Origin of the sequence: Legionella drancourtii LLAP12 (assembly GCF_000162755.2) — a bacterium.
In the GTDB taxonomy this organism is placed as follows: Bacteria; Pseudomonadota; Gammaproteobacteria; order Legionellales; family Legionellaceae; genus Legionella; species Legionella drancourtii.
Genome location: NZ_JH413847.1, coordinates 63,728 through 77,242 on the forward strand (window position 1 = coordinate 63,728; position 13,515 = coordinate 77,242).

A 13,515-nucleotide genomic window follows, 5' to 3' on the forward strand; every position below is an offset into this window, starting at 1 on the left:
TTTAGTGTTTGTAATTGCCGTCATGTGATCGGTCACTTCTTGCAGGGCATTTAAAAGTGTTTGATTATACTGATTCACTGCTAGCTCAAATTGTGCGTGCTTTACGCCTAAATTTGCACGGCGTGCGCCGGCGTCAAAAATAGGTAAACTTAATGCTGCCTTAATACCTTCAGTTTGCAGCGATACATTAAAGAAGCGCGTAAAATAAAACGATTGTAAGCTTAATATGCCGCTTAAATTAATATCTGGGAAGAACGCCGCTCGGGCTACATTGATTTGATGCGCTGCGGCCTCTGCTAAAGCACGTGATGCTGCAATATCGGGTCTTTGGGCCAGCACGTTAACGGAAATTACCTCGGGTAAGGTCAGTTGTTTCTTATAGTAAGTAAATTTTTCTGGTTCAATTTGAGTATTGAACGGATTTTTGCCGAGCAATACCGCTAATTGATGGCGTGATTGCATCTCGGTGCGTTTATAATCTTGAATGGATAAACGTGCTGTTTGCGTATTAGATATTGCAGTTTTTACCGGGATATCTGATTGAATTCCTTGTTTGGCGCGCGCCAGGACAATATCTTCAAGTTCTTTGAGTAAACGGACATTTTCTTTAGCTAATTGTTGTTGGATAATATCATTTTGTAGTTCGAAATAGGCACTGGCAATGGTTGAACTTAAAATCAAGCGTGTTTCTTGCAGATCCATTTGCGCCGCGAAGGTTTCATTTAATTTACTGGCGAATGTTTCTCTGTTTTTACCCCAAAAATCCAGTTCATAGTTAAAGTTTAAGGCCAGATCGGCAATCCGGGCTTTGTTAAATACCAGCTCGTTAAATGGTGGAGGCACTGTCCCCTGAAAGGAAAAATGTTCTTTCTCGATAAAACCATTTAGGCTTGCTGATGGCCAAAGGGTAGAATAAGCGCCTTTGGCAACTTGGCGGGCACTCATGACTCGCGCTTTGGCACTGCGTATATTCGGTGCATCAATAAGTGCTATAACAATAAGTCGTTGTAATTGAGGATCATTAAATCGCGTTAAATGCTCCGGTGCGCTATCTTCTTTAGGCGTTTTATAAACATGTTTTATTGCTAAATCCGCAGCATTTATTTGCGGGGTCTCACTGTGAATGACACTATGAAGTTTACAACCGGCTAATGCTAATGCGCAGAAAAGGCTTGGTAGGAAGAGCGCTCGCAAATGTAAATCCCTTTGGTATAATCAGATCAATTAATCTATCAATATTTTCATGGAAAATATAGGTCTCTATTCCATTATCTCATTAGCGAACGATAAATGATTGCATCAGCGCTTTTCTTAATGTTTTTTTGCTTAACACTAAGAAATTGTTGTTTTATAAAAAACAGACTGTTGTTTTTTTTGGTATTTTATAAAGATATGAACTAACATTAAATAATGAAAACCGTATTTTCAAACTCAAGAAGAGAGGAAAATCATGAACAGTGCAAAAAAAATAATAATGTTTTGTGTTTTTTTAACAACAATCGGGATGTTAAGCGCTTGTGGAACCGTTAATGGCTTTGGTAAAGACGTATCCCATGTTGGCCATGATATTCAACGAGCCGCTCATTAAATCGAGCTCAAATAAGTTAGGGTCTATTGACCGTTCTACCCTCTTGGTCAAAATGAGTTGATTTTCTGTGCTTTGATGCGCACATAGTTGATGTATGCTCGCTTCAGTGCTCAAAAATCAACCCATTTTGGCTCAATCTAGCGAGGTCTTGGTTAAGCTGGTTTGTAAAGTCTGTTAAGATGCTCTCTATTTTATGTGATGGCGTTTGGCGGTTGGTTTTATAGGCCAACTTGCAAATTTAGCAACGTATCTTGGATGATGGCAAGGATTCCCAATCCAGAGTTGAATTTGCATGGTCAGATTTTATTGTGAACCCACAATGCCCTTATCCTTTATTGCGTTTGTCATTAAATGGATTCGTGATTCCATTCCACGATGTAAATTCACCCATGTTATGGAAAAAACATAATGCTGGTGCCGTTAGAATTAGTTTTTCCTTGGCTTCCTTTAGTCATTTTTTGCATGTGCACGGTTCTATATTTATTGCGCAATGATCATTTTAATCAAGCTAAATAACGTCAATTCAAAAATATTATATATTAAGAAACATAAATATTCCTGATTTTATAGGTGTTGAGCCCTACTAATCTATCGTAATCTTATGGTAGATTAATAGATCTCAATAAAGTTAAGTTTGCAAAGGATTGTAGTCAGTGCACGATTTTAAAGTTCGGCCAGGCCTTTTTATTGGTATATTGTTGCTTTCTGGATTGCAGTCCGCCTGTATGGTTGGGCCAAATTTTCGCCCACCAGCAGCACCGAAAGTGCGCGCCTATACTGAGTCACCGTTGCCGGCCAAAACCGTGAAGACTAAGGCTAACGGGGGGCAGGCGCAAACTTTTCGCCAGGATAAAGACATTCCGCTGTTGTGGTGGGAGCTTTATCATTCTCCTGAGATTAATCGCTTAGTTAAAGCGGGGTTGATAAATAGTCCTAACTTAGTGGCAGCTGCTGCCACATTACGCCAGGCACGAGAAAATTGGAAAGCGCAAATAGGTACCTCGTTATTGCCCGCGATTAATGCCTCAATGGGAGTGATACGACAACGTTACTCAGGAGTGCAAATTGGTATACCTGGCGATAGTGCAACCTTTAGCCTTTATAATCCTGCGTTCAATTTATCTTATACACTCGATGTCTTTGGTGGTGCTCGCCGTCAGATTGAAGGCTTGCGTGCGCAAGTTGATTATCAACAATTTGAAGAGATTGCGGCCCATCTTACATTGACTTCCAATATTGTTACTACGGCAGTAAACATTGCCTCTTATCAAGCGCAGATTGATGCGACTAAAGATCTAATTAAAGCAGAAGCTGGTATTCTTAATATTTTAAAAAATCAGTATCGCTTAGGCGGTGTTTCTAATGCCAACGTGCTGACCCAGCAAACCTTGTTGGAGCAATCAAAGGCTACCTTACCCCCCTTAGAAAAAAGCTTATCTCTGGCAAAGCATTCGTTATCGGTTCTTGTGGGGGCTTTTCCCGATGGACCTTTACCGACAATAAAGTTGGATCGTTTAACCTTACCCACGGAATTACCGGTAACTTTACCCTCTATGCTGGTACGACAACGACCTGATGTGCGTGCCTCAGAAGCTTTATTGCATGCAGCGTGTGCACAAATTGGGGTTGCTACCGCAAATTTATTCCCGCAAATTACTTTAACCGGAAGTGATGGCTGGCTTAATTCTTCCTGGTCACAATTGTTTACTGCGCCTAATAATGTATGGTCCATTGCTGCTCAGGTCGCGCAACCTTTATTTCAGGGCGGGGCCTTGTTTGCCAAACGGCGTGCGGCGATTGATGCTTTTCAACAGTCCGCAGCGCAATACAAACAGACTGTTTTGCAAGCATTCCAGAATGTGGCGGATGTGTTACGGGCAATTGAAACGGATGCGCGTACCTTTCAAGCTCAGGTTCGCGCAGAAGAGTCTGCACATGCTTCATTGACGTTAATAACGCAGCAATATCGTTTAGGTGGCGTGAATTATATTAATTTATTAAACGCTCAGCAACAGTACCAACAGGCACGAATTAACCGTATTCAGGCACAAGCAACACGCTATACGGATACGGCGGCATTGTTTCAAGCCTTAGGTGGTGGTTGGTGGCAGAAGCCTTGGTGCGTTAAAGAGTGTTTGTGATGTAATTTTTTAGCCCAGGCTTAAGAGGTTCATAAGGACAGGTGAGAAGCATAATTAAACCTATCTTTTCTCTAGCCATCTCTTCTTAATGGGTGATGGGATTTTTGTGTAATTATGAGTGAGAGCTTTCTTGAAAAAACAAATGATGATGATGTTAGCTGTTGTGGGGATTCTTTTTGGACTCATTTTTGGTTGGAAGGGATTGAAAGCAATTATGATTCAAAGATACATCGCGGCGATGAAAGCTCCGGTGGTTACAGTATCTACGATAAAGGCGGAAGAGTCTTTATGGCAGCCGACTATGACGGCCGTAGGTAGCCTGCGCGCCCGTGTTGGGGTGAATGTGACAACGGAACTTGCTGGTATGGTGCAAACAATTTATTTTACACCTGGGACGGCAGCTAAAAAAGGGGATGTTTTAGTGCAGTTGAATGCCGGAACGGAGCTTGGTCAATTGCAGTCATTACAAGCTCAAGTTGAATTGGCTAAAATTACCTATCAGCGTGATAAAGCGCAATATGCCGCGCGCGCGGTCAGTAAACAGACCGTGGATACGGATGAATGGAACCTGAAGAATTTGCAGGCGCAAGTTGCGCAACAGGCTGCGACCGTAGATAAAAAAACATTGCGAGCCCCTTTTTCTGGGCAATTGGGGATTAATAATGTTAACCCTGGACAATATCTTAATGTGGGTGACACGGTGACGACCCTACAGGCTTTAGACCCTATTTATGCTGATTTTTACTTGCCACAACAAGCTTTGGCACAACTTAAAATGGGGCAAAAGGTTAAAGTAGTTACGGATACTTTTCCCGATAAAACCTTTGCGGGGGACATTACTACGATTCAACCGCTGGTGGATAGTAACACTCGTAATGTGGAAGTTGAGGCAACACTTCCTAATCCTGATTTTCAATTGAAGCCAGGAATGTTTGTTCATGTTACCGTGAATGTGGAATCAACACGAAAATACATCACTTTACCACAGTCAGCGGTTAGTTTTAACCCTTATGGCGATATTGTCTATGTGGTTAAAGACATGGGTGAAAAGGACAAAGATAATAAGCCTGTGCTTATCGTCAATCAGATTTTTGTTACGGTTGGCGATACACGTGGCGATCAAATTGCCATTTTAAAAGGGATAAAAGCAGGTGATATTGTGGTGACTAGTGGCCAGCTAAAACTTAAAAATGGCAGTCAAATTGTGGTGAATAATTCAATTCAACCAAGCAATGAAGCTGCGCCTAAGGTCACTGAAAAGTAAGTTTCCCCTGTGTTTCCAGACCTCTCCCGAAACCTGGAGAGGGAACCAGATTGAGTATTAAGGATTGTTATTATGGCGTTTACGGATATTTTTATTAAGCGACCGGTATTGGCTACAGTAATTAGCTTAATGATTTTGGCGATGGGTTTACGTTCCATGGGGTCATTACCCGTGATGCAATATCCGTTTACCGAAAATGCAATTGTTACTGTGACTACGGTTTATACCGGGGCTAACCCTGATGTAATCGCTGGTTTTATTACAACGCCGTTGGAAAATTCCATTGCCCAAGCCAATGGTATTGACTACATGACCTCTACGAGTACGCCGGGTACTAGTACGATTACGGTAAATCTATTATTAAATTATGATCCGCTAAAAGCATTATCTGATATTACAACTAAGGTAAATGCGGTACTTAATCAGCTGCCTAAAAACTCACAGCAACCAGTGATTACGGTATCAGTTGGTCAAACCATTGATTCCATGTACATTGGTTTTTACAGCGATGAGTTGCCGATTAATAAAATTACGGATTATTTGATTCGTGTGGCACAGCCAAAATTACAGGCTGTTAATGGGGTGCAGAAGGCGGAGATCCTTGGTAATCAAACCTTTGCTCTAAGGGCTTGGTTGGATCCAGTGAAGCTTGCTGGGTATGGTATTTCTGCAGCAGATGTTGGCACCGCGCTCGCAAATAATGATTTTATTTCTGCTGTAGGTCGTACTGATGGACAAATGTTCATCCAAAATTTTATTGCCAGTACGAATCTGACGGACGTGGATCAATTTAAAAAGATGATTATCAAAGCACAAAACGGTGCAATTATCCGTTTAGGTGATGTCGCAACGGTTGATCTTGGAGCGCAAAACTATAATTCAGCAGTAAGTTTTGATGGGCGTAAAGCAGTTTATATTGGCATTATTGTTGCGCCTTCGGCAAATCTTTTAACTGTGATTGATGATATTAAAAAAATATTCCCAACGATTCAGGCCGAATTACCGCAAGGCTTAAAGGCAAATATTGTTTATGATGCTAGTTTATTTGTTGATTCATCCATTCATGAAGTAATCCTTTCTTTATTAGAAGCCTTTATGATTGTTACTGCGGTAATTTTTATATTCCTGGGCTCTCTTCGTTCGGTAATTATTCCGCTTATTGCAATTCCTTTATCGATTATTGGTGCTTTTTGGATTATGTTAATCCTTGGCTATTCAATTAACTTACTCACCTTATTAGCCTTAGTATTGGGTATTGGTCTTGTTGTTGACGATGCGATTATTGTTGTGGAAAACGTACAACGCCATATTGAGGAAGGGCGAACACGGCTTAAGGCTGCTCTATTAGGGGCCCGTGAATTGGCAAACCCGATTATTGCCATTACCATTGTCTTAGTTGCTGTTTATGCTCCTATTGGTTTTATGGGGGGATTAACTGGGGCTTTATTTACTGAATTTGCTTTTACCTTAGTCGGTGCTGTAACCATTTCCGCTATTGTTGCATTAACCCTATCACCGATGATGTGTTCTAAATTTCTTAAAGTAGGTGATGGTGCAACGAAAAATTGGTTCATGGTCTATGTTGATAAACATTTTGCGCGCTTAGAAAGAGGATATGAGCGCATTTTACTTAAAACCTTCCGTTACTTACCTGTGGTGGCGGTTTTTGCGGCAATTATTTTGGCCAGTAACTATTTTCTTTTTATTACCTCTGCTTCGGAATTAGCTCCCCAGGAAGACCAGGGAATTGTTATTTCTCAGGTTACTGCTCCAGCGAATGCTTCGCTCGCTCAAACACAACTTTATTCAAATGAGGTCAATCGGATTATTAAAACATTTCCTGAAACAGATCATATTTTTCAGGTGGATGGTAATACGGCCTTAAATAATGCGGTTGTTGGTATGGTTTTGAAACCCTGGGATCAACGTAAGCGTACTTCAAATCAATTGCAGCCATTAGTTCAGGATCAATTGAATAATATTGCGGGTGCTAAAGCGGCGGCATTTCAATTGCCCTCATTACCTGGAGGCAGCAGTGGTCTTCCCATTCAATTTGTGATTACGACAACAGAAACTTTTGATAATTTAAATGAGGTGTTGCAACCTATATTGGACAAGGTGCGTGCTACTGGTCTTTTGGCATACATTGATCCGGATCTGAAAATTGATCAAACCCAAACTAAAGTTAATTTGGATCGCGATAAAATATCGCAATTTGGTTTGACCATGCAGGATATTGGTAATTTGTTTGGTTCTGCACTGAGTGAAGGCTATATAAATTATTTTGACTATGCCGGACGTTCTTATCAGGTTATCCCTCAGGTAAAGCGTGATACGCGTTTAAATCCAGAGCAAATTTTGAATTATTACATTAAAACGGCATCTGGAGATTCAGTGCCATTAAGCACGGTTGCTAGTTTGCAGAGCCAGATTGTGCCTGAATCCTTAAATCATTTCCAACAGCTTAATTCCGTAACGATTTCTGCGGTTGCCTTTCCGGGAGTATCGATGGAGAAAGCATTAAGTACCTTTGCTCGAATTGCCAAAGAAACATTGCCACAAGGCTATTACATTGATTATGCAGCGCAATCTCGCCAATTTATTAAAGAGGGATCTGGTTTAATTATAACGTTCTTCTTTGCCTTGATTCTGATCTTTTTGGCCTTAGCTGCTTTGTTTGAGAGTTTCCGGGATCCGCTCATTGTTTTGATTAGTGTACCCATGTCTATTTGCGGGGCGATGATTTTTGTAAGTCTTGGTATTGGTGGGGCGACATTAAATATTTATAGTGAAGTAGGGTTAGTGACCTTGATTGGCTTAATCAGTAAACATGGTATCTTAATTGTGCAATTCGCTAATGACTTACAAGCTGCCGGTCAAAATAAGTTGGATGCGATTCGTGCTGCTGCTGCAATTCGTTTGCGTCCGATTCTTATGACTACTGCTGCAATGGTTTTGGGGGTTGTGCCCTTAATTATAGCGACCGGTGCAGGTGCGGAGAGTCGTTATAATATTGGCTTGGTGATTTCTACCGGTATTTCAATTGGCACCTTATTTACTCTTTTTGTTGTGCCTGCAATGTATTTATTATTAGCCGAAGATCACCAGAAAAAAGCGGTGGCAGAGCATTTAGTGGAAGATGAGGAGTCCTTAGGGTAGGATTGGCTCTTTCTTTGGTTGCGGATAAGAAATTCACGATATCAATGTATCGTGAATTTCTTATCGAGAATTCACGTTAAAGTAAGCCTGGTCCCGTAGCGGGCAGGGGAGGCGTATCATCAGACATACTTGGTTGACTTGTTGGCGACGTTGGGGTACTAAATAGGCCAAATCGGCTAACTAAGTCATCAATTTTCGGTTGATTATCTACCGCTTCATTGAGGGCATTTAAGCGCTTTTTCCTCGTTGGCGTGAATAAGTGGAGTGCCTCGAGTAATAAGAAAAAGCACATTTTTAAGTACGCTATACTAAAGGTATCGTGATGTTTGTACGCAAGAATAATGCGCTCAAAATTAGGGTCTTTAACTTCCTTTCTTATTTCTTTCAAACGTTCTTTTATTGATAGTCTTGCATTAGTGGCTATTTGTTCTAGCTCCTTTAGTAGCGTAGATTTTTTATCTAAAGTATCTTTATCTTCAAATAAAGAGTCTTTCTTTTCCGTACAATAATTACAATAGCTTCGAAATTGCAGTAATGCATGCCGCACTGAGTCAAGATGGTAGTAGTCTACATAATGTTTTTTCTCAAAAGCACTAATTTTTTCTTTCAGTAAATTGCTAATGTTAAGGTTGATGTCTTCTGCTGTTTTTGACGCATTGATTATTTGTGCTTTATGGAGAAGTAACTCGGTTTTAAGTGCCGCGTAGTACTCAGTATCGGTATATAGTAGGCCAATAGGGTGGTTACAGCAGGTATCTAAGTGCTTGCCAAAAGCTTCATCCGTATAATTTTCAATAAATTCTTGCTGTTCTTGCTCTTGAGTTCGCGCTAATTCTTTGAAATAAGCTTGTTTTTCTTTAGCCGTACTCACCCTCATCTCATAAGTTGCTTTTAAGCCTACATAGTAATGATGGCTGGCTTCAACTAATTCTTCGATTTCCGTGAAATGGGGTTCCCAGTCTTTAAGCCCTTCATTACAAAGGTTATCAAAAAAATGATCTTCATCATAAATGGAGACTTCAGTATAAATTTTTTGCTTTGCTTTAAGTCTTGCTAGTCTAGGCAATACTTGTTTATATTGCTCTTGGAGCTCTTTTTTACTTAAGTTAATATACTCTGCTGGCGCAATAAATGTTCCGTCCGCTAAATCTCTATGTATCTTCATCATGGCGCGTAATTTAACGATGCCCGCATAAGATTGCTCTATCTTATTAGCACCTTTTTCTGCTTTCTCAATTTCTTTGGCAATTGCGGCTTCTCGGTGTATCAGTGATTGATTGTCATTGACTAAGGCAATATATTTTTTAGATGACAAATTGAGCGGATGTAATAAGCCTTTATAATATTCATCGGTAATTTTTCTTAGCGGCTCTGAGAAGCTCCCTGGAGCAAGCCCTAGTTTGTCTTCCCAGTGGTCGGCCTCGAGAAGCATTGGTGTCAATAGGCTTGGTCGTATATTCTCTAAATTAGTGAGTACGCCATCATGAGCTGTAGTCGTAAATTCGTTAAGCTTTTGCTTTAATTCTTTATATAACAGCAGCATGCTTGGCGTTTGCAAGAATAACTTAAAGTAAGAATCCGCACTGTTGATTAGTCCTTCAATGGTCAGCGTTGCTTTTTTTGCACGTTCATGCAAGGCGTTGAGTTCTTCGGTTGTTAAGTAGTTAATATTGTTTAGTGCTCTAATATGCTTAGGACTGATGTAGAATGCATTAAGCGCATACCATAGCGCACTGTATTGCACAGTACCTTCAAGCGGAATTTGCTCTGCTCCAGTTTGATAGGCTTCAGTCTGTTCTTGCAGATTTGCATAAATATTTTGTGCTTTGCTTATTAATTCTTTTGCCAGTAATCCGTAATGCGGATCAGAGGCAAGGCGTAAGCTTAGTTTTTTGATTTCATCAATATGGCTGTACGCTTGGATTAGGTGATAAACATAGATCACTTTTTTAGATTTTGTCCAGCCTTTGGTAACTTCGGCGAGCAATCGGTGATAGTAGTATTTAACATTCCCATATTTTGCATAGGATTCTTCTTGTTCTGGAATCGGCAAATTGTCATTGGTTAATGTTTCTATGCGTTTGGCAATTCCTTCGAGATGGAAAAGGCTATTGTATAAGTCTTTTATGGCGCGAACCTGCTCGCTTTGCAGTAAATGGATGTTGGCATCTTTGGCGTTTTCCATCTCCGGATAGGGGATTCCTTTTGCTTGCGGTGTTAACTCTTTTTGCATTGTTTTATTAAATAAGCGCACCAGTGCCGATAAATCAGTTCTGAACTCATGAATCCCTTGAGAAATATTCGTATTTTTAAGTAAATGGTGTGCTCGCGGATCTTTATTGGTGTTGAGTGCAAAGGTGGCCGCCTCATTTTCACTATGAAATCTTTCTTGCGCTATCTTCTCATAATTTTCGCTTTTCTGGCGCAGCTTTTGGTCGACTTCGACAAAATGCGCCGTCAATTGCGTATTATAATTAAAGAATCTATCCATTGTTGGCGCATTGCCAAGGTCGATTGCTCTGTTTGATAAGATAGCAACTAAATATTTATCAAATTTGATTGCCCATTCTCTATCTGCTTTGGGTAATGTACCCATAAAATAAGGTTGGACGATATTATATAATTTGCGTAATTCATCTTTGACATTATCTTTCAGGCCAACAATATTAAGAACATTTCCTTTAATCTGATGCGTGTTTAATAGCCCGATAAATTGAGTGTACTTTTCTTTTGCAGCTGCAAATTTTTTCTGTTTATGATTATACCATTCACAGAGTTCTTGGGCTTGATCGGCGCTTAGATGCTCAGGGTTATCCAGTAGAATATCTTTAGTCGTAGCTGATTCTGTAAATTTTAACTTTTTGTCTTCTTTTCGGCGCAAGACAGCAGATTCTTCTTGCGTGAGAAACTGTGCTTTACTCAGATCATAGTAAACTTCTGTTTTATCCGTCCAAGATGTTTGCACTTGAACTAACGCATTTTGCGTTTGTTGGGCTAATGTTAAAAATAGCTCGACTGCTGGAGTGCCTTTCGTACTTATGCTTTTATTTTCCAGTATTGCCGTCAAGTAGCGTTCAAATTGTAAGGCATTATTTTTCTGCTTGGGCGGTACTAGGTAGGAAAAATAGAGTTGTAATTGCTTATATAAATCATTGAGTTGTGTTCGCGTTGTCTCATCTAGGGCGTCAAGAGACAGCGTGTCAGTAGGCGCCTTATTGTCAGCATTAATTTGGTGGGTAATTAATGCACTTAAGCGTATAAAAGCATTTAGAAGTGGTTCAAATTCGGCTTTTTTTAGTTTGAGATTTATTTCATTGCGGTTGATCCCTAAAGGGATTGACTCATCAAGAGCATAGACCTCCGCTGTGTCAACATAAGGAAATAAAACTAATTTTGTTTCTGTATGGACAAAATCAATTAGATTTTCATTCAGCTTAGTATGAAATTGTTGGCTGTTTTGATTTTTGGTAATTAAGTCTTGTAATGCTTCTTTTTGGGCTAAAACCAGGCTGATATGGTCGGCAGGGAGAGTGCCTCCTACCCACCGTAAGGGCCTATTAAAATAGGATGACCATGATTCGGAGCTTAGCAAGCTGGTGGTGATTTGCTTATCAAAATTAACGTCCAGCTGCGCCATCAGGGGTTTAATGATTTTGTAGTTTGTAATGAGTCCTTCTTTTACTTTTTCAGGTAATTGAGCAAGGCTGTACGCTTGATATTCTGATTTTTCTAATTCGGTAAAAAATGCATTCGCAGCGGTTTGTATTTTATTGGTTTGAGAACTTACTTTTGCCGCCGTATTAATGCGTTTATAAGCAAGTTCCAGCCTTAGTTCAATAAAGCGAGAATCTTCTATACTGAGTAACTCTTCTCCTTTCTCCTTGAAGTCAATCGCTTTTTTAGGGAAATAAAGCAGGGCTTGGTATAGTTTTTGTATCTGCTCCATTAAGGGCGTAGACAAGGTTCCTGGTTTTACCATGGTATTGACTTCAATTTTGTCAACCACACCAAATAAGGTAGGTAAGATATTGTACTTTAATAGCGCTAATTTTTCTCGGACCAAATCTTGTGAGGAGTCGGTTAATTCACCAACTTCATCCATAATGCTCATTGATATGGTAATAATATTACGGATAATGTGGATGTAATTTAAAAACCGCAGGGAAACAAAAAGATTATTTCCTTGTAGTTTTGTTATATCATTCAATAGGCTAAGTGCCGCAAGGCGTAGCTCATCTAACTTCTTTTGATTAAGTTTGGGTTCATTTTCTTTAATTTGTGATGAGTACTCTTGGATGTAATTTGTTAATTCATTGATGTAACTTGGTAAATTCCCACTGAATTTAGTCAGGAAGTTATAATCTACATCACCATCAAGTGGGCGCATTTGATGTGCGGCTATCCCGGTTTTCTCGCCTACGGTGTAAGGTAATGGTATTTCTTTTACTTCGATGCTAACTAATTTTTCTATAGGCGTTAGGTGTAGTTGAATAAAATCTTGATCTGTCTGGGAAAGGCCTTGTACCTTAATACCTAACTTAACCTTTAAATGGCCGGGTTGCGCGGTATCTTTTTGCGCCTTATTAATTAGTTCTTGCAGCGTTTCAGTATGGTTTTCCGCAAAATGTTCTATGTTGGCCAGATGTAATTGAATAAGATCGAGATCGCCTTTGGGTAAATTTCTTAAATTTACATCTAAGCTAAGGGTTAAGTAACAGGCGTTTTTTATATTTTTCCTGGTTTTGTCAATATATCCTTTCAAATCTTGGGCTTGGTCTTTGGCGTAATTTTGTATCTTGCCTAGATAAGAGAGCAGAAAATCTAATTCTTCTTGGAATAAGGCCTTGATATCGACATCTAAATGAGTTGCTAAGTAACTGGCTTCATAAGCGGTTTCAATAGTCCTGCTCAGCAGTAATTTTATATTAGAGGTGAAGCGGGATGCATCCCTGATATCAATATTCTCTAAATCTTTAAAGGTTAGATGCGCATAATAAAGCGCGTTGAGTAGCTTCTTGATTTGGGAAATATTATCCGGCTCAAGGTCGAAGTTAGAAAAAGGGGGGCCTTCTGGGTTAACCTTCTTAAGGTATTGGTCTATATCCGGAAAGTATTGGGCTATTTCCGGACTGGCATATTGGCTCTGGATGGCATTAAATGCTGTTTTATTAACATACTCTATGAGTAGAGAGATTTTATTTTTCTTAAACGACTCTATTAGTTTTAGCATATCATCATAATTTACAACGGCGGTATATATAGAGACCGCGGTGTCTTTTGTGTCGACAATGTAATCTTTAACTTCAGCCGGTTGTTTATTTGTTATCGATTTGAATAATTGCGTAAATCTTTCAAGCATCAGA

General features: G+C 39.8%; 6 protein-coding genes. 4 read left to right on the forward strand and 2 right to left on the reverse strand.

Annotation, left to right across the window (positions count from 1 at the left end):
- Nucleotides 1-1,194, reverse strand: a 1,194-nt coding sequence (locus tag LDG_RS15070) for an efflux transporter outer membrane subunit (protein ID WP_040536178.1), incomplete at its 3' end; no start/stop codon positions are given.
- 256 nt (nucleotides 1,195-1,450) lie between these two features.
- Here LDG_RS15070 and LDG_RS15075 point away from each other — a divergent pair.
- From LDG_RS15075 to LDG_RS15095, 4 genes are all read left to right on the forward strand, one after another.
- Nucleotides 1,451-1,588: an entericidin A/B family lipoprotein gene (locus tag LDG_RS15075; RefSeq protein WP_006872289.1), complete on the forward strand. Its 138-nt coding sequence runs from the start codon at nucleotides 1,451-1,453 to the stop codon at nucleotides 1,586-1,588.
- A gap of 653 nt (nucleotides 1,589-2,241) precedes the next feature.
- On the forward strand, nucleotides 2,242-3,729 hold the full coding sequence (locus LDG_RS15085; protein ID WP_006872291.1) for an efflux transporter outer membrane subunit: 1,488 nt from the start codon (nucleotides 2,242-2,244) through the stop codon (nucleotides 3,727-3,729).
- A gap of 130 nt (nucleotides 3,730-3,859) precedes the next feature.
- The gene (locus LDG_RS15090) at nucleotides 3,860-4,993 is read left to right on the forward strand and encodes an efflux RND transporter periplasmic adaptor subunit (RefSeq protein WP_006872292.1); all 1,134 of its coding nucleotides are present in this window, start codon (nucleotides 3,860-3,862) and stop codon (nucleotides 4,991-4,993) included.
- Nucleotides 4,994-5,065: 72 nt separating this feature from the next.
- Entirely contained in the window at nucleotides 5,066-8,152 is a 3,087-nt protein-coding gene (locus LDG_RS15095) for an efflux RND transporter permease subunit (RefSeq protein ID WP_006872293.1), read from the forward strand.
- Between the two features lie 76 nt (nucleotides 8,153-8,228).
- Here LDG_RS15095 and LDG_RS18685 read toward each other — a convergent pair whose 3' ends face one another.
- Nucleotides 8,229-13,511 carry a hypothetical protein gene (locus LDG_RS18685; protein ID WP_006872294.1) on the reverse strand — a complete coding sequence of 1,761 codons (5,283 nt, stop codon included), beginning with the start codon at nucleotides 13,509-13,511 and terminating at the stop codon, nucleotides 8,229-8,231.
- Nucleotides 13,512-13,515: the final 4 nt, after the last annotated feature.